Source organism: Renibacterium salmoninarum ATCC 33209 (assembly GCF_000018885.1).
In the GTDB taxonomy this organism is placed as follows: Bacteria; Actinomycetota; Actinomycetes; order Actinomycetales; family Micrococcaceae; genus Renibacterium; species Renibacterium salmoninarum.
This window is the reverse complement of record NC_010168.1, coordinates 334,120-355,292: the sequence shown is the minus strand read 5'-3', so window position 1 is coordinate 355,292 and position 21,173 is coordinate 334,120. Positions and strand designations below refer to the sequence as shown.

The 21,173-nt window shown below is 56.4% G+C and carries 19 protein-coding genes and 2 pseudogenes; 5 read left to right on the top strand and 16 right to left on the bottom strand.

The window, feature by feature from the left end:
• Positions 1–6: 6 nt before the first annotated feature.
• From RSAL33209_RS01785 to RSAL33209_RS17960, 4 genes are read right to left on the bottom strand one after another with little or no spacing between them, the layout of a single operon-like run.
• Positions 7–894 carry a carbohydrate ABC transporter permease gene (locus RSAL33209_RS01785; protein ID WP_012243884.1) on the bottom strand — a complete coding sequence of 296 codons (888 nt, stop codon included), beginning with the start codon at positions 892–894 and terminating at the stop codon, positions 7–9.
• A complete protein-coding gene (locus tag RSAL33209_RS01780) occupies positions 891–1,820 on the bottom strand; it encodes a carbohydrate ABC transporter permease (RefSeq protein ID WP_012243883.1) in 930 nt (309 codons plus the stop codon). The genes RSAL33209_RS01785 and RSAL33209_RS01780 overlap by 4 nt, the downstream gene beginning before the upstream one ends.
• Positions 1,817–2,239 carry a type 2 periplasmic-binding domain-containing protein gene (locus tag RSAL33209_RS17965; protein WP_199533189.1) on the bottom strand — a complete coding sequence of 141 codons (423 nt, stop codon included), beginning with the start codon at positions 2,237–2,239 and terminating at the stop codon, positions 1,817–1,819. The genes RSAL33209_RS01780 and RSAL33209_RS17965 overlap by 4 nt, the downstream gene beginning before the upstream one ends.
• 49 nt (positions 2,240–2,288) lie before the next feature.
• Positions 2,289–3,203, bottom strand: coding sequence for an extracellular solute-binding protein (locus tag RSAL33209_RS17960; protein WP_012243881.1), 915 nt, complete (start codon positions 3,201–3,203; stop codon positions 2,289–2,291).
• 180 nt (positions 3,204–3,383) lie between these two features.
• Here RSAL33209_RS17960 and glgP point away from each other — a divergent pair.
• Positions 3,384–5,979, top strand: a pseudogene (gene glgP / locus RSAL33209_RS01770) (alpha-glucan family phosphorylase).
• 224 nt (positions 5,980–6,203) lie between these two features.
• On the top strand, positions 6,204–6,626 hold the full coding sequence (nrdI, locus tag RSAL33209_RS01765) for a class Ib ribonucleoside-diphosphate reductase assembly flavoprotein NrdI (protein WP_012243879.1): 423 nt from the start codon (positions 6,204–6,206) through the stop codon (positions 6,624–6,626).
• Between the two features lie 160 nt (positions 6,627–6,786).
• Here nrdI and RSAL33209_RS01760 read toward each other — a convergent pair.
• From RSAL33209_RS01760 to RSAL33209_RS01715, 9 genes and pseudogenes are all read right to left on the bottom strand, one after another.
• A pseudogene (locus RSAL33209_RS01760) lies at positions 6,787–8,037 on the bottom strand (IS3 family transposase).
• Positions 8,038–8,165: 128 nt separating this feature from the next.
• Entirely contained in the window at positions 8,166–8,495 is a 330-nt protein-coding gene (locus RSAL33209_RS15790; RefSeq protein WP_012243876.1) for a barstar family protein, read from the bottom strand.
• A complete protein-coding gene (locus tag RSAL33209_RS01745) occupies positions 8,492–9,022 on the bottom strand; it encodes a guanyl-specific ribonuclease (RefSeq protein WP_012243875.1) in 531 nt (176 codons plus the stop codon). Before RSAL33209_RS01745 ends, RSAL33209_RS15790 begins: the two co-directional genes overlap by 4 nt.
• A 112-nt stretch (positions 9,023–9,134) precedes the next feature.
• Entirely contained in the window at positions 9,135–11,174 is a 2,040-nt protein-coding gene (gene glgX, locus RSAL33209_RS01740) for a glycogen debranching protein GlgX (protein WP_012243874.1), read from the bottom strand.
• Positions 11,175–11,177: 3 nt separating this feature from the next.
• Positions 11,178–12,188 (bottom strand): 23S rRNA (guanosine(2251)-2'-O)-methyltransferase RlmB, encoded by a 1,011-nt coding sequence (rlmB, locus tag RSAL33209_RS01735; protein ID WP_012243873.1) that lies wholly within the window; start codon positions 12,186–12,188, stop codon positions 11,178–11,180.
• 4 nt (positions 12,189–12,192) lie between these two features.
• Positions 12,193–13,674, bottom strand: coding sequence for a cysteine--tRNA ligase (gene cysS / locus RSAL33209_RS01730; protein ID WP_012243872.1), 1,482 nt, complete (start codon positions 13,672–13,674; stop codon positions 12,193–12,195).
• Between the two features lie 111 nt (positions 13,675–13,785).
• Complete coding sequence (gene ispF, locus RSAL33209_RS01725) at positions 13,786–14,277, bottom strand: 2-C-methyl-D-erythritol 2,4-cyclodiphosphate synthase (RefSeq protein WP_041684298.1); 492 nt, start codon at positions 14,275–14,277, stop codon at positions 13,786–13,788.
• Positions 14,277–15,029, bottom strand: a complete 753-nt coding sequence (gene ispD / locus RSAL33209_RS01720; protein WP_012243870.1) for a 2-C-methyl-D-erythritol 4-phosphate cytidylyltransferase — start codon at positions 15,027–15,029, stop codon at positions 14,277–14,279. The genes ispF and ispD overlap by 1 nt, the downstream gene beginning before the upstream one ends.
• A 233-nt stretch (positions 15,030–15,262) precedes the next feature.
• Complete coding sequence (locus RSAL33209_RS01715) at positions 15,263–15,745, bottom strand: CarD family transcriptional regulator (protein ID WP_041684297.1); 483 nt, start codon at positions 15,743–15,745, stop codon at positions 15,263–15,265.
• Positions 15,746–16,042: 297 nt separating this feature from the next.
• Between RSAL33209_RS01715 and RSAL33209_RS01710 the strand changes: the two genes are divergently transcribed.
• Positions 16,043–16,600 carry a hypothetical protein gene (locus RSAL33209_RS01710; RefSeq protein ID WP_145962028.1) on the top strand — a complete coding sequence of 186 codons (558 nt, stop codon included), beginning with the start codon at positions 16,043–16,045 and terminating at the stop codon, positions 16,598–16,600.
• Between the two features lie 69 nt (positions 16,601–16,669).
• Here RSAL33209_RS01710 and RSAL33209_RS01705 read toward each other — a convergent pair whose 3' ends face one another.
• Positions 16,670–17,365 (bottom strand): response regulator transcription factor, encoded by a 696-nt coding sequence (locus RSAL33209_RS01705; RefSeq protein ID WP_012243868.1) that lies wholly within the window; start codon positions 17,363–17,365, stop codon positions 16,670–16,672.
• A gap of 11 nt (positions 17,366–17,376) precedes the next feature.
• On the bottom strand, positions 17,377–18,564 hold the full coding sequence (locus RSAL33209_RS01700; RefSeq protein WP_012243867.1) for a sensor histidine kinase: 1,188 nt from the start codon (positions 18,562–18,564) through the stop codon (positions 17,377–17,379).
• Between the two features lie 220 nt (positions 18,565–18,784).
• Here RSAL33209_RS01700 and phoU point away from each other — a divergent pair, with 220 nt between their 5' ends.
• Positions 18,785–19,441, top strand: coding sequence for a phosphate signaling complex protein PhoU (phoU, locus tag RSAL33209_RS01695; RefSeq protein WP_012243866.1), 657 nt, complete (start codon positions 18,785–18,787; stop codon positions 19,439–19,441).
• Positions 19,442–19,539: 98 nt separating this feature from the next.
• Here phoU and RSAL33209_RS01690 read toward each other — a convergent pair whose 3' ends face one another.
• Complete coding sequence (locus tag RSAL33209_RS01690; RefSeq protein WP_041684295.1) at positions 19,540–20,283, bottom strand: phosphoglyceromutase; 744 nt, start codon at positions 20,281–20,283, stop codon at positions 19,540–19,542.
• 51 nt (positions 20,284–20,334) lie between these two features.
• Here RSAL33209_RS01690 and RSAL33209_RS01685 point away from each other — a divergent pair, with 51 nt between their 5' ends.
• Entirely contained in the window at positions 20,335–21,168 is an 834-nt protein-coding gene (locus RSAL33209_RS01685) for a class I SAM-dependent methyltransferase (protein ID WP_012243864.1), read from the top strand.
• The last annotated feature ends 5 nt before the right edge of the window (positions 21,169–21,173 follow it).

Genomic DNA, 21,173 nt, shown 5'->3' with positions numbered 1-21,173 from the left:
AGATGTTCAACCTTTAATACCGCCAGCAGCAGTAAATCCGGTGCCTAACCTACGACCCATGAAGAGATACAGAATCACTACGGGCAGCGAGTACACCAAGGAGAACGCTGCCAATTGGCCGTAAGCGACTTGGCCGTATTGCGCCGAGAAGGTGTAAAAGCTCACCGAAGCGGGCAAGTTATCCGGTGAAAGGAGCAACATGAACGGAACAAAGAAGTTGCCCCACATGCCAACAAAGGTAAAAATCGTCACTACCGCAGTTCCGGGCCGAATCAGCGGCATCACGATCAGACGGAGCGCCTGCAAGGTGGAGGCGCCTTCCGTCCACGCGCTTTCTTCGATATCCTTGGGCGCGCCATCCATGAAATTCTTCATCAAAAAGATTCCGTAGGGCAGCGAAGAAGCCGCTAAAAACACAATCGCGCCAAACATCGAATCAATCAGGTTGACCTGAACAAACAGTGCATAGACCGGAACCATGATTGCGGTGATCGGCAACGAGGTAGCAAAAATAATGACCAGCAGAAATGGCCGTCTAGCTCGCGATTGATAACGCGAAAGCGGATAGGCCGCGAGCGCAGAAAACAGCACGGTGAGGATGGTAGCGCCGCCGCACAAAATAAGTGAGTTCAAAATAAGGCGAAAGGTTTTCTTGCTATTCATGATGGCGTCGAAGTTGGCCAAGCTGGGCGACTTTGGCCATTTCACAGCCAACGACGCGCTGGGATTCAAGGATGCAAAGATCACCCAAAGTAGCGGAACGCAGAAGAAGCCAGCAATTATTAGCAGCACCACACTGGTCAGCCATTTGTTCGCGCTAAAAGGTTTGCGCACTCGGGATGCCTTTGACAGGAGATCTGTTCCAGTGGGCGTTGCCGCATCGATCCTGCTCATGATTTGTCCTCCTTCGGCAACATCCGCAAGTAGATCAGCGAGGCTATCGCCCCTATCAGCAATAGCAACAAGGCAATTGCGGTGCCGTAACCTAGCTGGCCAAAGCTAAAGGCCTGCTCGTACATAAAGAGCGGTAACGTTTGGCTGGCACCAGCAGGCCCGCCAGCAGTCATGATGTAGATCAGACCAAATACCGACAACGTCTGCAAGGTAATTAACATCAGGTTCGTGAGGACCGATCGCCGAATTATTGGCAGCGTAATTGCGAAAAATCGTCGCCAAGCTCCGGCGCCGTCCAATTGCGCTGATTCATCAACATCTGGCGATACCTGGCTGAGCGCGGCACGATAGATGAGCATGCTAAACGCCGTGCCACGCCAGATATTGGCAAAAGCCACCGCCAGAATGGGAAAGCTAATCAAGAGATCTTGGGCTGGCAACCCGAAGAAGCCCAGCATTCCGTTGAGCGAGCCCTTCTCGCCCAGGAAGGTGTACCAGAGGTAACCCGCCACAATCTCGGGCAGAATCCAAGCCGCGATGATGATCGCACTGGTCAGCGTAGTAACAATTTTGTTTGCCGAGCGCGTCAAGAGCGCCAGCAACATTCCCAAGATATTCTGGCCGATCACCGCGGAGACCAGGGTAAAAATGAGCGTCAAGAACACTGAATGCCAAAATTGCCCTGAGCTAAATGCCTGCGAAAAATTGGCCAAGCCCACGAATTCGGTACTTGCAGATCCCTCGCCGCGTAGGGCCTTATTGGTGAATGCTAAATACACGCTGTAAATGACTGGCCCGGCCAAAAACGCCAGCAGGAGCAAAACCGCTGGTAGCAGCGGCAGCGCGCGCAACCAGTTGCGCCGACGGCCTCCAATCGACTTTTCACTTGTGGCGGAGGCGGCTCCGCCGATGGTCGGCGCGCTCACCGAGCGTTCCTACCCGTGACGTTGCTGGCACCAACAATTGCGGTGATTTGCTCGTCGTAAGCCTTGGCCGCGTCTTGAGGCGAGGCGCTGCCAATCATCACCTTTTCCATTGCGGCCTGAATCGATGCCGAGATTTCTGGATAGGCTGCCAGCGCTGGCCGGAAGGTGGCCCCTTCGACCAGCGAGGTGAAGAATTCCACCGTCGGGCTATAGGAGCGATACGACGCATCTTGAGCCACATCTTTGCGGACCGCAATCCCGTTATCTGCAATGTTGTAAGCGGCTGCGTTCTCTTTGCTCATAATGGATTGCAGGTACTCCCAAGCCAAATCAAATTTTTTGGAGCGCGCTGGAAACGCCCAGGTCCAACCACCAGACATTGTTGTGTAACCCTGCCCTTGGCCGTGTTGAGTCGGCATCTTGGCCTGCTTCATCACGGTTGACCATTCTGGCCATGGCGCTGCGGCATCATTTTGTCCAGTAGAGCCCCAACCACCCGCCGTCGAGATTGACTGCTAATTTGCGTTGCGGCAACCAGTCGTTGTAGATCGTGTCGCTTAAATTCGGGTTGAGCGCTTTGCTCAACGGCGGGGCCATGCCATCGTGGAAAACACCACGAATAAATTCCAAGCTATCGACAAAGCCTCGGCTACCAATCACCCACTTGGCTTCTTTCGCGTCGTAAAGGGTGTCTTCAGTGCCGTAAAGCAGCATTTCAAAACCCTGCATCGAGGACGCTTCACCCAACGCTTTACCGGAGAAGATATTGAACGGCGTGACGCCGGGAAGTGCCTTCTGCAGTGTCGCGAGATCGCGAAGTAACTCTGTCCAGTCATTCGGTTGCCAGGGCACCGGCAAGCCGGCTTGTGCAAACAATTCGGAGTTGTACCAAAGTGCTCGAGTGTCGGTGCCAATCGGCACTCCATAAACTTTGCCATCAGCTTCGGTCACTGCGGATTTTGCTGAATCATAAAATTCGGACCAGACGGGCCAGCCCGGCAGCTTGGCATTGATCGGGCGCAAATAGCCTGCCGCCACATCAGATTTCACAATGAAGGTATCTTCGTAGACCAGATCGGGTGCGGTGGTCTCACTCGACATCATCAACTCATTTTTGGTGAAGTAATCGTTATCCCCAGCAACACGGGGCATCAGCTTGATCGCGATGTCCGGGTGTTCTTGGCGAAACTGTTCACTCACCTTCGCCAGAAAAGTCTCCATCACCTCGCCGGAACCCCACTGTTTATAAGCAATCCGCAGGGTGGTACTTGAATCGGTGCTGCATCCGCTCAGCGCTGGCAATAAGAAGGCCGCGCCCAGAGCAACGCCCATAAACGCCCGGCGGCTCACTGATGTTACGCCCCGGGGTTTGGTTCTTAACAAGAAGTACTCCCATCACCTTCGATGTGCCCCGGTCCAGAGCCTAGCAACAACTCCACGGTTTACGCTGCCATTGCGTCAAATTTGCAACTCGACAAAATTGAGCAAGCGTTTACGCGTCATATACCGAATGGTCACTCAAACCAGTTCCAACCGCCTGCGATCTCCGCTACCTTGGAAAAGGTGAAGGCTATCCGCAGATTTACTGTCCGCACCGTCCTGCCTGAATCGATCGCGCCGCTGGCGAAGCTCGCCAGCAACCTGCGCTGGTCCTGGCACTTGCCAACTCGCAAACTTTTCGCTTCGCTCAATCCGCAGATTTGGGCCGAAAGTGCCTTTGACCCGGTCACTTTCCTCGGCTCAGTCAGCCGCGAACAACTCCAGGCACTAGCCGAGAACTTGGACGTCGTCGAAAGAGTGCGCCGCGCGGCCGAAGATCTACAGCGCTATTTGGAAGAGCCACGCTGGTACCAAGGCTTGGGGGATGAGGCGCCAGCGCGAATCGCCTACTTCTCACCTGAGTTCGGTATCACGGAAGTACTCGGGCGGTCTCGGCATCCTGGCGGGCGACCATTTGAAGGCATCCTCAGATCTTGGCGTGCCGTTGATCGGCGTCGGTCTGCTCTATCAAGCCGGCTACTTCAAGCAGTCACTCTCCCGAGACGCCTGGCAACAGGAAACCTACCCGGTCTTAGATCCCGATGGCTTGCCCTTGAGCCTACTTCGCGAGGACGACGGCCGGCCGGCGCAGATCTCGCTCCCCTTACCCGGCGGACGCGAATTGCACGCCTGGATCTGGCGAGCCGACGTCGGCCGGGTGCCATTATTGCTCTTGGACTCGAACGTGCCCGGCAACGACGATGCCGCCCGGCTGATTACCGATCGGCTGTATGGCGGCGGTGGCGATCACCGGCTACAACAAGAACTACTGCTGGGCATGGGCGGGGTAAAAGCGCTCCGCGTGTATCAACGTTTGACCGGCAGCTCCGCGCCGGAAGTCTTCCACGCCAATGAAGGTCACGCAGGTTTTCTTGGCATCGAGCGTATTCGCGAACTTGCCGAGACCGAAGGTCTCAGCTGGGATGAAGCACTGGCAGCGGGCCGCGCCTCGACGGTTTTTACCAGGCACACCCCGGTCCCGGCCGGAATTGACCGATTCCAAAAGAGCCAAATTCAGCAATTCTTCGATTCTGGTCTAGCACCCGGAGTGCCAACCGAGAAGATTCTTGACCTGGGCTCGGAAAACTACCGAGATGGCGATCCGGCAGTGTTCAACATGGCGGTGATGGGCTTGCGACTTGCCCAACGCGCTAATGGCGTCGTAAAACTGCACGGTGTGGTTTCCCGCGAGATGTTCTCTGGCTTATGGCCGGGATTTGATCACGCAGAGGTACCGATTTCCTCGGTCACTAATGGGGTACACGTGCCAACATGGGTTGACCCCAAAATCAGCGCCCTCGCGGTTGAGCGTTTTGGCGGAAGCGTCTTGGACCAGCCGGACTGGTCACGAGTCTACGAAGTGTCCGATCAGGATGTCTGGACGCTACGACGCGAACTGCGCGCAGCTTTGATTGACGACGTCCGACGCAGGTTGCGCTCCTCGTGGAAGAAACGTGGTGCGGCTGATGCTGAGCTGGCCTGGACCGATTCGGTACTTGATCCGGACGTACTCACCATTGGCTTCGCCCGCAGAGTGCCCACCTACAAACGCCTCACCCTGATGCTGCTGGACCCCGCCCGGCTTAAGGCTTTGTTGCTCAACGAGAAGCATCCGATTCAGCTGGTTATTGCCGGCAAATCGCATCCAGCAGATGACGCTGGCAAAAAGATGATCCAAGACTTGGTGAGATTTACTGATGACCCGGAAGTTCGGCACCGGATTGTCTTCTTGCCCAATTACGACATCGCGATGGCCCGGACGCTCTTTCCAGGCTGTGATGTTTGGCTTAATAATCCGCTCCGACCGCTTGAAGCTTGCGGCACTTCCGGGATGAAGTCGGCCATTAATGGCGGCTTGAACCTGTCAGTGCTAGATGGCTGGTGGGATGAAATGTACGATGGCGAAAACGGCTGGGCAATTCCGACGGCGAACAACGGCGCAACCGCTGAAGAATGCGACGATATTGAAGCATCTGCGCTGTACGAACTGTTGGAAACTCAGGTAGCGCCGCGATTTTATGGCGATCCGGGACAATCAGAATCTGCTGGCGCTGCCGGCCCTTCAGACGGCTCCCCTTCAGAATTACCAACGCACTGGCTTGCGATGATCAAACACACGCTCGCTACGCTTGGCCCGGCTGTCTCGGCCGAAAGAATGCTTGCTGACTACGTCCATAAGCTGTACCAGCCTGCCGCGCTAGCTGGTCGTGCCGCGGCAGCTGATCATTTTGCTCAGGCGCGCGACCTCGCCGCTTGGCGAGACAAGGTCACCGCAGCTTGGCCGCAGCTAGTTGTTGAACATGTTGACTCTGTGGGCGTCAGCGAGGACCCGCAAATTGGCGATTCGCTTTCAATCCGCGCTTACGTTGCATTGGCAAACCTCTCCAGCTCCGACGTGCGAGTTGAAGTCGCCTATGGCCGCGCCCTGGACACCGATGAGCTGAACAACACCACCTCGGTGGCTTTGCAACCATCAGAAGACTTAGGCGAGGGACGATATTTGTTCACTGGCGACGTCGTTATTGATCGCTCCGGCAGCTTCGGCGACACGGTTCGCGTCCTGCCAGAGCATCCAGCACTCGCCAGCCATGCCGAGCTGGGACTTATTGTCAACGCCTGAGCTGCCGGGCTAAAACCGCCGATCAGCAAATAGCAAGCAAGTAGGACGCCAGAACTGACCTCAGTTCTGGCGTCCTACTTGCCCTTCAAAGTTTTCTGCACACCTTAATTTATTTCTTCGGCGTGTCTAATGATTAACAAGCATCGCTCTGCTCTACTAGATATAGTACTCAATCAGCATATTGAACACATCATCTTGTAATTCCTGAAGTTTCAAGGAGGGCAATGAGCCGGCTCGTCTACTTTTCCAGCGTTTCTGAAAATACTCGACGGTTTGTGGAGAAGTTGGAAACTCCCGCAGATCGCATTCCGCTCCGACCTCGATCAGAGGCAGCGCTCTACGCCGTCGAACCCTATATTTTGACCGTGCCCACTTACGGTGGCGGCGAACCATGCGGGGCAGTGCCAAAACAAGTGGTTAGTTTTTTGAACGTGCCGCAAAACCGCAAGCTGTTACGCGGAGTCATCGCGGCAGGGAACACGAACTTCGGTGCTGCATATTGCCTAGCTGGCGCAGTGATCGCAGCCAAATGCGCTGTGCCGTTGCTCTACCGATTCGAGCTCTTGGGCACACCGTCCGATATTGCCGCTGTCAACACCGGACTTGAGATTTTTTGGCAACGCCAACTGGGCTTGCACACCGCTTGAAATCGCCTCAACCTAAGAAAAGAGCCACCATGACCGCTTTGGCTGCTTCAGTCACTCCGCCGCACTTTGCTAAGAATCCCGAGGCGCCGCTGCGCCCAATCAACTGGAACCGGATGAGCGACGAAAAGGATGAACCGCTCCGGTGTGTCCGGAGGGTTTCTCAGACGATGAGCCTGTCGGCGGCTGCCGTGCTCTGGTAGTGATTGTAGTAGTGGTTTTCTAGCTCTACTGGTGGGATGTCTCCGCAGTACTGGTAGAGCCTTCGGTGGTTGTACCAATCGACCCATTCAGCAGTGCCGATTTCGACTTCTTCTAGAGTCCGCCAGGGCTTGCCGGGTTTGATCAGCTCGGTCTTATAAAGCCCGTTGATGGTTTCCGCCAAGGCGTTGTCGTAACTATCACCCACAGAACCGATCGAGGGGCGGATACCGGCCTGGGCCAGGCGTTAGGTGAAGGCCAAGGAGGCGTATTGAGCCCCGGCATCGTGATGATGAATCACCCCGGAAATCTCAGCCCCGGCCCGTTCACGACTCCAGATTGCCTGATTAACTGCGTTGAGCACTAGCACGGTGTTCATAGAAGCACTCGCTGACCAGCCCAGGATCCTCCGAGAGTAAGCATCGATCACGAAGGCAACATAGACCCACCCGGACCAGGTCGAAACATAGGTGAAATCATCTACCCATAGCCGATCCGGTGCCGTTGGTGTGAAATCACGGCGGACCAAGTCCTTCGCTCGGGCCGCCTTCGAGTCTTTGATCGTGGTGCGTTTGACCTTGCCACGGACCGCACCCTGTATGCCAAGTAACCCCATGAGCCGTTCTACCGTGCACCTGGCCACCGGCACACCTTCACGGTTCATCGCCAACCAGACTTTCCTGGTGCCGTGCACCCCGTAATTAGCGGCATACACCTTCTGGATCACGGGCTTGAGCACCTCATCACGTTGTTCTCGGTGAGATCGTGTTTTATCCACCCATTCGTAGTACGTGGACGGGGTGGTCTTCACCCCGTCCCAGTAAGCACCTGGCAGATCGACTCGACACCCCACCGCAATCCATTATTCTCGCGGTGACCGGCATGGTCCTTGATGTATTTCACGATCAGTGTTGTGGCGGTCGAGTTCGACCGCGACAAAAGCTGAAGCGCTCCGAAGGATCGCGTTCGCCCGTTTCAGCTCAGCGTTCTCACGCCGTAACCGTTTCAGCTCGGCCGATTCCGTGCTCGTTGTTCCAGTTCTAGTACCAACATCGATCTCGGCTTGCCGGACCCATTTACGCACCGTTTCCGGCACACCCACACCCAAAAGCTGGGCAACTTTTTGCATCGCCGCCCACTCCGAAGACGCACCCTCCATCTCCGCACGATCCTTCAACTCCTGCGGATACCGTGTCGTAGTTTTCCCTGCCATGTCCTGATCCTCTCAAACAAGAAAGTCTCCGGACACACCGGGGCGATTCACTGTGCGTCTTGAACGCTTGACCAGCACATCGTGACAAGACCAGATGACAGAGAGCTGAACGCGACCTCCAAGCGGCGTTAATCCTGCTGTGTATAATCCTCAACCGAAGAATTCTGCTCAATAAAAGTCAGGGTAGATTTGGGTGAATCTTGTTTTGACGCTTCCGCCACCTCAGCCAAAATTTCCAGGACGATCCGATGCGCACGGGTCGCTTTGAACGTGGGGTCAACGTGCCAAACCAGCGTTACCGGCACCGTTGCGGCATCTGCAAAATCCCGAAGGCAATCTGCTAAGGCATCAAAGTTGTGGCCAAAGTGTTTCGGGAAATTTAGCGCGCGAGCAAAGGCATCTAAAACACCTTCTTTGCTTTCGGCAGCTGGAATTTCAAAGCGGCTTGGCGTTGTCATTGGTTCTCCTGAATGAACGAAAAGCTCGCGTAGTGGTCATCCGTGTAGTACTTTTCCCCACCGTCACCGACAATTACCCGTCGGGCACCACGATCTGACGAGCCCGGTGTTTTCACCGTGTATTCCTTGTAGTAACCGCTGGATTTCTTCGGCAATACGCCTTCGAAATTTCCGAAGTTGATGCCATCCCGGTCATACGGGTAGGGGCCGCCCTTCGCGATGAGAGCTAACGTCTGCTGTGCTTCTTGCGGAAGTGCAGAGGCTTTTACTGCGGGGAGTTTCGAAGGGTTGTTCGCTGCGGCGTTTGAGGCGGCTGTTGGCTTAGTTGAGCTTTTAGCACTTGTCGAAGCTTTTGCCGAGTTTTTGGTCGAGCTAGACGCGGCTGCAGCGCCGTCGTCGTGCCCGGTCAGTTTATTGAAAAGAAAAATACCGCCCACCACTAGGAGCAGGGCGATGAGACCGGCCACCAAACCGGCAAGCTTTTTGCGCTGGGTCGTTTGAGCGCGCTGCGCTTGCTTCGGGGTCATGGGCTTATTTGGCCTGGGGCTCGGGGGGCTGCGTTGTCACGTTAGGTACCTTTCCACGAGAACATCCTGCCAGATCATTCCCGAAACATCCTGTACGAGTGCTGCTCCGGGTTCAGGCTTTGTAGATCGTGATCGTGTTGGCCGAATGCGCCAGCTGAGAACCACCCGTGATGACGGTGCCTTGCTGCTTTGCGTAGTTCGCTGAGGTACTGAATCGAAGTTCAAAACTTCGCCCCTCGGCTTCGGGCAATGTCACTGAAACCTCATCCGCCGTGGCGTTGAACACCACCAACCCGTCGGTTAGTCCGTCTGGCGAGCCCAACAACATTTGCAAGACGCGTTGCGAACCGTCTTGCCACTGCTCTGGGCCGAGCGGCTGCCCCGTCACGTCAAACCAGTGCAGAAAGGACGATTCGTCGCGCGCTGGGTAGGTGGAAGGCTGGGCGGAGAGATAGTCCTTGAGCAACCGAATCATCCGTCGGGTGGCAGAGAGCATCTCACGATCGACGGCGGACCAGTCGACCCAAGAGATTTCGTTGTCTTGGCAATACGCGTTGTTGTTACCGCCCTGGCTGCGCCCCATTTCGTCGCCCGCCGTAATCATCGGCACGCCCAGCGAAAGCAGCAAAGTGGCCATCACATTCCGCGAGGTCTGTGCCCGCGCGGCTCGGATGTCGCTCTGCTCGCTAGGGCCTTCAACACCGTGATTCCAGGATCGATTGTTGTCACTGCCGTCGCGGTTTTCTTCCCCATTGGCTTCATTATGCTTGCCGTTATAAGCACTGAGATCGGCAAGGGTGAAGCCATCGTGCGCGGTAACCAGGTTGATTGAGGCCAGCTGGCTGCGCCCTGATGCAGCGAATAATCTAGTCGAGCCGGACAATGCGTCAGCTAACCGGGCCAAGCCGCCGCCGCTACCACCGTTAGCTATTGAGCCTTGATCTGCAATCCAGAAATCCCGCACCGAGTCTCGGAAGTGATCGTTCCAATCCGCCCATCCCACCGGGAATTGACCAGTATGCCAGCCGTCATAACCCACGTCCCAAGGTTCAGAAATAAGTTTGACGCCGGCTAGCGCCTGCGATGTGGTGGCAGCGAGGAGGAACGGGTGTTGAGGGCTGAATGAATTCGCGCCATCACGGACCAGCGTCACCGCTAGATCAAATCTGAAGCCATCAATATGGAATTCCTCTACCCAGTAACGCAACGAATCCAAGGCCATTTGAATAACCTTCGGCTCGGAGAAATCCAAGGTATTCCCGCAACCGGTGGTATCCAGATATTCGGCGCCTGAGCTTGGATCACAGTCAAAGCGGTAGTAGCGGTTTTCTGCCAAACCTCGCCAACTCAACGCAGGTTCATCGTGTTTACCTTCGGCGGTGTGGTTATAGACCACGTCAAGAATTACTTCGATACCCGCGGCATGTAGCAGCTTGACCATGCCTTTAAACTCGTCTTGAACTGCTTGCGGACCCGCTGCTTGTGCCGCAGCGGAGGCATAACTCGCCTGCGGAGCAAAATAACCAATCGTGTTGTAACCCCAGTAATTGGGTAAGCCCAAGTCACGCAAATGTTGTTCGTCGGCGTGCGCATGTATTGGCAACAGCTCCACCGCGCTCACACCCAACCCGCGCAAATGTCGAATCATTGCCGGGTGCGCCAGGCCAGCGTAACTGCCGCGAATCTCCGCCGGGATATCCGGGTGCAGCTGCGTTAAACCCTTGATATGAGCTTCATAAATCACACTGTCTCGCCATGGAGTTCGAGGCGAAACGTCATTACCCCAATCAAAGCTTGCGGCCATCCGAACACCCAGAAGGCGAGCAGAGCTGTCAATCGTCCGAGCGTAGGGGTCAAGCAATAACTGGGTAGCTTCCGGCTCAACGTCGCCTGCGGCAAATCCATACCGAGAGCCAATCGGCATCCCCTCGACCACTCCGTGGTGCACGCCATCGGAAAATTCCGGCAGCGTCATAGCCCGCCAAGGCTGCCCAGGTGCCGCGAAATACAGCACTAGCTCCGCAAAGTCCGGCGCCCAGACCGCGACATTGACGACGTCGGATGGGTCACCTTGCAGCGGAGCGCTAAGTCCCAGCGGAAACGGCCGAGAAGCCGCGGCACCGAGCACGGTGGCGGTAACAATATCTGTCATGGTTTAGACGCTTGGATTCCCTTGCTCCGCACTACCGCCCGAGCGTTGTCTGGCAATCTCGTACAGCGTGATGCCAACTGCCATCGAAGCGTTGAGCGATTCCATTGCGGAGTCAATCGGGATTGACACAATCTGGTCGCAGTTTTCCCGAACCAATCGAGACAAGCCTTTACCTTCCGAACCGACCACAATGCAGACTGGTTCCTTGGCAACCGCGAGCGCCGGCAATGAAACATCGCCATCGCCATCGAGACCTAAGACAAAGTAGCCCATGCCTTTGAAGGACTCGAGCGCCCGGTTGAGGTTTCCGGCCCGAGCGACCGGGACGCGGACTGCAGCACCAGCGCTGGTCTTCCAGGCTGAAGCGGTAAGGCCAACGCTGCGGCGTTCTGGCACGATAACCGCTTGGCCAGCAAATGCCGAGACACTACGAATAATTGCACCGAGGTTACGCGGATCAGTGATGCCGTCCAGCGCTACGATCAGCGGCGAATTTTTGATGTAGCCCTTTTTGAACTTATCGACAGTTTCTTGTGCAATGTCGATTGCATCCGGGTAATCGTAGGGTGGAATCTGAAGTGCTAACCCTTGATGGACGGCGTCATCGGTCATCCGGTCCAGCTCAGGCTTGTGCGTTTCCATCAACGGAATGCCACGTTCCGAGGCGAGTTTAAGAACTTCTTTGACTCGATCGTCAACTTCGATGCGCACCGCGATATAGAGCGCTTTCGCCGGTATACCAGCGCGCAAAGCTTCCACGACCGAGTTGCGGCCGGTAACCATTTCTTCACTGGGCCTGCCGCGACGCTGCGTGCGCTGCAGGCTTGGGCTTGAACTACCGGGACGCTTAGCTGCCGAGCGCTCGGAGAGCTCCTTTGATCGAAATGCCTTGTGATACGGGCGATCTTCAGCCTTAGGCGTGGGACCCTTGCCCTCTAGCGCCTTGCGGCCTAAGCCACCGGTTCCTTTGGACGGGCCCTTTTTACCTTTTGCGGCACGGGGATTTCCAGCCATTGCTCTACCTCTGTTGCTTTCGTTCAATGGACCAGGTGGCACCATTGGATGAGTCTTCAATTTTGATTCCTGCTTCAGCCAGTTCATCCCGGATTTCATCCGAGCGGGCCCAGTTCTTTTCAGTACGTGCTTGCTGCCGTTCTTGCAGTCTGGTTTGGACCAGGGTTTCTAACGCATGCGTAGATCCATTGTCTGCGGCTTGGTCGGTGGCAATTGAGCTGAGACCCAGCACATCCAACATCGCCAGCACTGCTTCAAATTTCTTTTGCAGTTCGACCAGGTCAGAACTTGCAATCGCTGAATTTCCGGCCCGAACTGTCTCATGGAGAACTGCGAGTGCTTTGGGCACGTTGAGGTCATCGTCCATAGCCTCAACGAAGGCGGCTGGAGTGTCACTAAGTGGCGCGTAGGCGAACCAGCCGAAACCCTGCTTAGCGGCCGGTGGAAGGTACATATGACCAGAGTCTTCAACCTCGACTCGTTGAACATTTGCGCCCGCATTCACAAGGAACCCGTCAATCCGAGCCAACGCGGCGGCCGCCTCTTCGAGTGATTCTGGGCTGTAGTCCAGCACCGATCGATAATGCGCTTGGCCCAAGTAATACCGGACCACGCGCGGCGAGGCCTGCGCGAACAGCTCCCCGGGGCCAATGACGTTGCCAATGGACTTTGACATTTTTTCGCCCTGATAAGCGACCAGCCCGTTGTGCATCCAAAAATTTGCAAAAGGTCTACCCGCTGCTTGAGACTGCGCCATCTCGTTTTCGTGATGGGGGAATCGCAGGTCCAAACCACCGCCATGAATATCGAAAGCGTCGCCAAGATACTTGCCCACCATCGCCGAGCACTCTAGATGCCAGCCCGGCCGACCGGCGCCCCACGGGCTGGGCCAAGACGCCGTCGTCGGCTCTTCAGGCTTGCGGCCCTTCCAGAGCGCAAAATCGCGAGCGTCTTTTTTGCCGCGCGGGTCCGCATCTGCGGCGGCCTGCATATCGTCAATGTTCTGGTGCGTTAGTGAACCGTATTTACCCCAAGACCGAACATCGAAGTAAACATCTCCCGAGCCATCCGGCGCTGGGTAGGCGTGTCCGCGGTCAATCAAGTCCTGAATCAACGAGTGCATTTCGGAGATGTTTCCGGTAGCGCGCGGCTCGTAATCAGGACGAGTGATGCCTAGCTTGTCATAAGCCGCATTGAACTGCTGCTCGTATTTATACGCGCGCGCCCACCACTCCTCGCCCGCTTCTGCAGCTTTGGCCAGGATCTTGTCGTCAATATCGGTGACATTACGCACCACCGTAGTTTGAAAGCCACGGAACTGTAGCCAGCGCGTTAGTTGGTCAAAGACTAAGGCGGAGCGAAGATGCCCAATATGCGGCTCGCTCTGCACAGTGGCACCACAGTAGTACAGCGATGCTTTGCCCTCGACAAGGGGCGCGAAGTCGCGTACTTCAGCTGTTGCGGTGTCATAAAAGCGCAGAGTCACCCCTCAAGGCTAGCCGAGCATCGGCAGAAAAGTGTTCTCCACGGGCTAACCCGTGCCCGGATAAAACTTATGTCCCCGGTCTAAGCCCTGTGCTGGGACATAAGTTCAAAGTCAGGCTGCGGAACCGGGTTTGAGGTAGACAAGAGCGGTCGCAATTGCGGTGATGCCCTCGCCTCGGCCAGTGAATCCCAAGGCGTCCGACGTCGTGGCAGAGACCGAAACCGGGGCCCCTGCTGCTTCGCTCAAGACCGCCTCCGCTTCAGCTCGACGCGGACTGAATTTTGGCTTATTTGCAACAAACTGAACCGCAATATTGCCAATTTCGAACCCGGCGTCGCGAATGATCCTGGCAGCTTCGGCAAGCAGAATTACGCCGGAAGCTCCGGCATACTCCGGACGATCGGCGCCAAAATGCGTGCCTAAATCGCCGACTCCGGCCGCTGAAAACAATGCGTCCGCGGCAGCGTGCGAAACCGGGTCGCCGTCGGAATGGCCAGAGAGCCCGCGCTCGCCTGGCCAAAACAGCCCAGCCAACCACAGTTCTTCGGTCGCTTCCCCGTAAGCATGAACGTCTACACCAATGCCGGTTCGCGGAATAATCATCAGCCCTCCACCCAACGAGGCGCTGCCGGCCCCTCAAGCATGGCTTCAGCAATCAATAAGTCGATCGGGGTGGTGATTTTCAAGCTCAGCTCCGAACCGCGCACTATATAGACTGGCACTCCCTGCGATTCAACCAGCATTGCGTCATCGGTAATTGCTGCTGCTTGCGCGTCGTTAAACATTGAAGCTGCTTCGTGGGCTGCACGTAACGTGGCCAGGTCGAAGCCTTGCGGAGTCTGGACGGCTCGCAGCACATCGCGCTGCGGCGTCGTATGGACTTGCTCCGGTGCGATCTCTCGTTCAGTTGAGGGCTGCGCCGTCTTGATGGTGTCGACTACCGCTAGCGCCGGAATAACCGCTTGAGCACCAGCTTCAAGGGCATTTCGCACCCGGTGAAATACTTCCTCCGGCGTGAGCGGACGCGCCGCATCGTGTACTAGAACGGCGTCGATATTCGCCGGAAGGACCGCGAGCGCATTGCTCACTGAGTCCGAACGAGTCGATCCGCCGTCGACCGTGCGGATACTCGGGTCGATCCGAGCACAGACTGCTCGCAGCTCAACATCTCCCCGCGGCACCACCACGCAAAGAAATTCTGCAACGTGAGCAGCTAACACTCCGCGCAGCGCGTGCACCAAAAGCGGCTCTGAGCCCAGAGCGGCTTGTGCTTTGGGTTGTCCCTGGCCAAGTCGCTCCCCCGAGCCAGCGGCCACCACAATAACTGCGACGCGTATTTCGTCCCGATAATTCATCTACCCAGCGTATCCCGGAGCCCTATCGGCTGGGTCCCACTGAGACGGCAAGTTCAGTGGGACAAAATAGTTCTTCCCACGGAGTTGTGGGACTCAGCGGGACCGAGTCAGGCGGCAATCCGCGCCAGCAACCGAGTCAACCGGCTCAAACAGTCGGCGTTAACCACTGGGAACTGGGCGCAAAAAAGCCCCGGTCATCGGGGCCGGGGCTTTTCCACAAAGAACCTCGAAGGCTAGGACGCCAAAACCTCGTCCAGCACTGTGGCTGCTTTTTCTTCGTCAGTTTTCTCTGCCAGAGCAAGCTCAGAGATCAGAATCTGCCGCGCTTTAGCGAGCATCCGCTTCTCTCCAGCTGACAGGCCCCGATCGTGATCACGGCGCCAAAGATCGCGAACGACCTCGGCAACCTTAATGACGTCGCCGGATGCCAGCTTCTCTAGATTTGCCTTGTACCGGCGCGACCAGTTGGTCGGTTCTTCGGTGAACTCAGCCCGCAACACGTCGAAAACGTGCTCCAAACCTTCTTTGCCCACTACATCGCGGACGCCCACCAAATCAACGTTTTCCGCAGGTACTTCAATGGTCAGGTCACCCTGGGCCACTTTGAGCTTGAGATACATCTTCTCTTCACCCTTGATGGTGCGCATTTTGATCTCCTCGATCTTGGCTGCACCGTGGTGTGGGTAAACTACTGTCTCGCCGATCTCAAAAACCATGTGGATTCTCCCTTTCCCGCATCCCAGTTTATCACGAAATGGTCGCGACGGCGCGGCGAGATCGGGATGTTCTCGCAGGTCAGGGCCAGCTCGCGCATAGAAATGAGTGCTCACTACCTCTTGACGCGGCAGCCAAAAGATGCATCCCGAGGGGCGGGGGTGCTTCGAGACGATCCTGCGCGGCTGCCGAGTCGAGCCGGACGCTATTTCCGGATAGGCTATAGTTGGGAAGCTTCCTGAGCCGTAGCTGTGTCCTGGCATGGACCGGCAACTGCCATTGATATGAGGAGAATGTACGTGAAACTCGCTGCGAGTAATCGGGGTCTGAGCCTTTCCCGCCGGCTGGGTGCGGTCGCCATCTTGGGCGCAACTTTGCTTGGTGCCTCCGCCTGCGGCTACATAGCGCCGCAACAGACTACCCATGTCTACTCACCTTCCGACGGAATCCAGCTCAATATTGGCAACGTTGAGTTTCGCGACATTCTCATCGTCACGAGCGGCAGCACGGATAAGCCGGGCAGGGTACTCGGCGCCGTTTTCAACACCTCTAACGCACCGATTGAAGTAACCTTCCGCGGCGCTGATGGCGCGCAAACTCAAGTCACGGTCAAGCCAAATGAGCCTTACTACCTCAACGAGAGCACCGAGGCCTCGATCCTCAGCGCGGTCAGCGAGCCGGCTGGCGGGCTAGAGACGGTAACGGTTAGCCAGAACGGCAGCAAGGGCCCTGCCAGCGAAGACGCGAAGGTGCCAGTTTTGGATGGCACCCTCAAGGAGTACGTAAAGTACATTCCTAAGCTGCTGCCCCTAGAACCAAAATCGAGCGAAAGCGCGACTGCTTCACCGAGCCACTAGGCACTTTCCAACCTTAAAGAACGACGGCGGTCGCTCACCGAAAGGTGAGCGACCGCCGTCGTTCTTTGTTTAAGGTTTCAGGACTCTGGGCTCGAATTTGTAGCCCAGGCCACGTACGGTTACTAAGTAGCGTGGCGAAGAGGGATCCGGCTCAATTTTCGAGCGCAAACGCTTCACGTGCACGTCCAAGGTCTTAGTATCGCCGACGTAATCGGAACCCCAGACGCGATCTATCAATTGGCCTCGGGTGAGGACTCGACCAGAGTTGCGCAAGAGCATTTCAAGTAATTCAAATTCCTTGAGCGGCAGTGAAACTTGCTCGCCGTTGACGCTCACCACGTGCCGTTCGATGTCCATTCGCACCGGTCCGGCCTGCACCGTAGTGGTCATTAATTCTTCCGGCTCGCCCTGCCGACGAAGCACAGCGCGCACCCGTGCCACCAGCTCGCGCGACGAGTATGGCTTGGTGACGTAGTCGTCGGCACCAAGCTCTAGGCCGACGACTTTGTCGATCTCGGAATCTTTAGCGGTCAGCATGATGACCGGCGCCGAAGAGCGTGCGCGAAGTTGTCTACAGACCTCAGTTCCAGACTGGCCAGGAAGCTGAAGATCCAACAGCACTAGATCGGCCCCGACGCGATCGAACTCGGTTATCGCGTCAATTCCATTGTCTACGACCTCGACCTCGAAGCCCTCTTTGGCAAGCAAGTAGGACAGAGGGTCGGAAAAGGACTCTTCATCCTCGACGATTAAAATCCTGCTCACGCAGTCACTCCTTACGTTGTTGCCAAACGCGGCGCATCAGCAATGCCTGCGCTGTTTGGGCTGCTATGGGTCTGCGAGCTTTCCATCTCCGGCAAACGTACCGTGAATGTTGAACCCTTACCTTTTTGGGACCACACCGTGACTTCGCCACCGTGGTTGGAAATAACGTGTTTGACAATGCTCAAACCCAGACCGGTGCCACCGGTCTGCCTAGATCGAGCCGCATCGACTCGATAAAAACGTTCAAAGATGCGTTCTTGTTCTTCAGGCGAAATACCGTCGCCTTGGTCTGAAACCGAAACGCTGAGCAAACCCTCCGAGCGGCGTAGCCCAATGCCTACTGTGGTTCGTTCTGGCGAGTAGCGCACTGCGTTATCGATCAAGTTCCGAAAAGCCGTGACCAATAGATCCGCGTCACCAAAGACTGGCTGTGCTGCGGAGCCACCCAGAACTAACTCAATATGCTTCGCTTCCGCCTGCAGCTTCGACCGATCCACTGCCTCCAGAATCACCGCGTTGAGGTCCACCTCGTGACCTTGCTGGACAATATCTGCACCTTGCAATCGGGAGAGCTCAATAATGTCTTGCACCAGAGCGGCAAGTCGCAACGACTCTTTATGCATCCGTTGCGCGAATCTGCGCACGGCTTCTTCATCATCCGGCGACGCTTCCAAAGCCTCAGCTAGCAGCGAGATGGCGCCAACAGGAGTCTTCAGCTCGTGCGAGACGTTGGCGACGAAGTCGTTTCGGATGGCTTCGGTCCGTGCGATCTCAGTTCGGTCGTCGGCAAGCAACAGCACATAATCTTCACCCAAGGGCGCGATGCGGACCTGAACGATCAGAGTTCCCTCGCCAAGCGGCCCGCGTTGCAGCTCAAGTTCGTGTTCTTCAATAACCCCGCCGCGCCGTACCCGGGCTGTCATCTCCAATAGTTCCCGATGCACCACGGTGTGGCCACGAACTAAACCGAAAGCATAGGCTCCCGGGCTGGCCCGGACTACGCCGTCGATATCGTCGACAACAACAAAAGCGCGCCCGACGACGGCCAATACTTCAGCGGCACCGGTGGGTAGGTTCGGCTCATCCGAGGTCTCGATGACCTTGCGTTGCCGGTCGCTGAGCGTGAATGCGAGCACGCCAAAGGCGCCCATCAGCAGGCCGATCAGTCCGGAGACAACTCCGATGAGCAGGGGGTCCACAGGACTAGCTTATGCTCAGCCTGGGCTTAGAATTGGCCGGATTGGCACTGACTCGCCTGGGTTCAACCAACGTTCACTTTCTCGTGACCGGGAATTCACTGACGGCTGGAAAGCTTGGCGGCAGGGTTGTGGCCACCAAGAGCTTTATTCTGATTCCAGAGATCTCCGAAAATGAGCTCTCTGGCACACCCGCGTATTCACTGAGGGGAAAGGACGCTTCGTGCGCAAAGTATTCCAAGCCGAGCTGCATCAGGTTGGCGAAGAGCTTATTGAGATTTCAGCTCTCGTTACCGATGCCATTGAAAAGGCGAACCAGGCATTTACCGGCGCCGACGTCGAACTCGCGCAGGAAGTGATTGCCGCCGACGCCCGAATCGATTTCTTGCAGAACGACCTTGATGAGCGAGCGATCGACATCTTGGCGCTGCAGGGGCCGGTAGCTTCCGATTTGCGGATGATTGTTGGCTCGCTCCGAATGAGCGCATCTCTGGAACGGATGGGAGATCTAGCCCGGCATATTGCTCAGTTGGCTCGCTTGCGTTTTCCCGCCAAAGTAATTCCGGCTTCGCTGACCGTGACGTTCGACGAGCTAGCGGCGCTAGATATTAAGATCTCTAAGCAGTTGGGTGAGTTGCTGGAAACCCGCAACTTAGAGCTGGTCACTGAGATCGCGGCGTCAAACGCTCGGATTGATGAACTGCACAGCAGCGTTTTCAAGGCTATTGCAGCAGCAGACTGGAATGAATCCGCCGCCACCACGGTGGACGTCACTTTGGCGAGCCGCTACTTTGAACGCTTCGGCGATCATGGCGTATCTGTTGCTCGTAAGGTTTCTTATTTGGTCACCGGCCAGTGGCAGCCTGAGGCCCACGCCTAAATCCACACAACCGCCACACAACGTCGTCGAGTGTCGACTTGTGGTTGCTTAGCGCAGTTCTAAGCAACCACAAGTCGACACTCGCGGTGTTCAACGGGTTATTTTTTGCCTTGATTCGCTACTGCTTGAATCGCAGCAGCAGCAGCCGGGTCAAGATAGCGGCCACCGGCAGTAATCGGTGCGAAGTTCTCGTCCAGTTCGTAAACTAACGGGATACCGGTAGGGATATTCAGGCCAGCAATGGCCTCGTCGGAAATCCCGTCAAGGTGTTTGACCAACGAGCGCAACGAATTACCGTGCGCGGTCACCAGGACCGTCTTCCCGGCGCACAGATCCGCTTTGATATCGGATTCCCAGTACGACAGCAGTCGCTCCAAAACATCTTTGAGGCATTCCGTGCGCGGAATGGCGTCCCCTAGATCGGCGTAACGTGGATCCCCCACCTGGGAGAACTCGGAGTCATCAGGCAGCGGCGGCGGCGGAACATCGTAGCTGCGGCGCCATTCCATAAACTGGGCCTCGCCGAATTCCGCGAGCGTTTGAGCTTTATCTTTGCCCTGCAGAGCACCGTAATGGCGCTCATTCAGCCGCCAAGAACGCTTGACATCAATCCAGCCACGATCGGCTTCGGCCAGGGTCAAATTGGCGGTATTGATGGCACGTTTTTGCCGTGACGTATACAAAACGTCAGGTAGCAAATCGTTTTCCACCAGCAGCTGGCCGCCGCGCACTGCCTCAGCTCGGCCTTGGTCGTTCAAATCGACGTCGACCCAACCGGTGAAGAGATTCTTGGCGTTCCATTCGCTATGGCCGTGGCGCAGCAAAATCAGCGTATAAGTCATGTCTAGAAGTCTATCCAATCTGAAGCTAGTGAAGCGGGTACATTAAGAGCCGTGGTGGAACGCGCTAAGAGATTACAGATCGCGCGCTCGAGCGCGGTAAAACCGGTGGGTAATGTGACTCGAGGAACTACCAATCCCAACCGGCTACGTCGCGTGGACCGTTGGCTAGCCGGACCACAGGCCTGGCGACTACGCACTGATCCCCAGCCGCTGGTAGTGGATTTGGGGTACGGCGCCACGCCAACCACCGCCGTCGAACTTTATACTCGGCTGGCTAAAATCCAGCCTGACCTAGAGCTGGTCGGTATTGAGATTGAACCGGACCGGGTCAGCCGCGGCCAAGCACTTGCACGCGAACTCGGTAACCGAAATCTGAGCTTCTTATTGGGCGGCTTTGAGATCCCGACGCCACGAAGTCCCGTCATGATCAGGGCGTTCAACGTGCTGCGACAATACGAAGAGTTCGACGTCGAAGGGATCTGGCACGCAGTCAGCCAGCGATTGAGTACGACTGGGATTTTCGTCGACGGTACTTGTGACGAAATCGGCAGGCGTTCGGCCTGGGTTGCCCCTGATAAATCCGGGCCAATTTCCTTGACCATCGCGCAGCGGTTCGGCTCCTTTAGCGTGCCGTCGGAAGTTGCCGAGAGGCTACCTAAAGCTCCGATTCACCATAATATTCCTGGCGAAAAGATCCACCGATTCTTGAGCGAGTTAGACCAATCTTGGGCTGCGCACTCGGCTTTGGCACCATTCGGTGCAAAACAGCGCTGGATCGCTAGCTGTCAATCGATCCTTAACGCGGGCTGGCCGGTGCTAGATAGTGCTACCCGATGGCGATTGGGTGAGCTCAGCATTGCCTGGTCCGCGGTAGCACCGGAGTAGCCCGA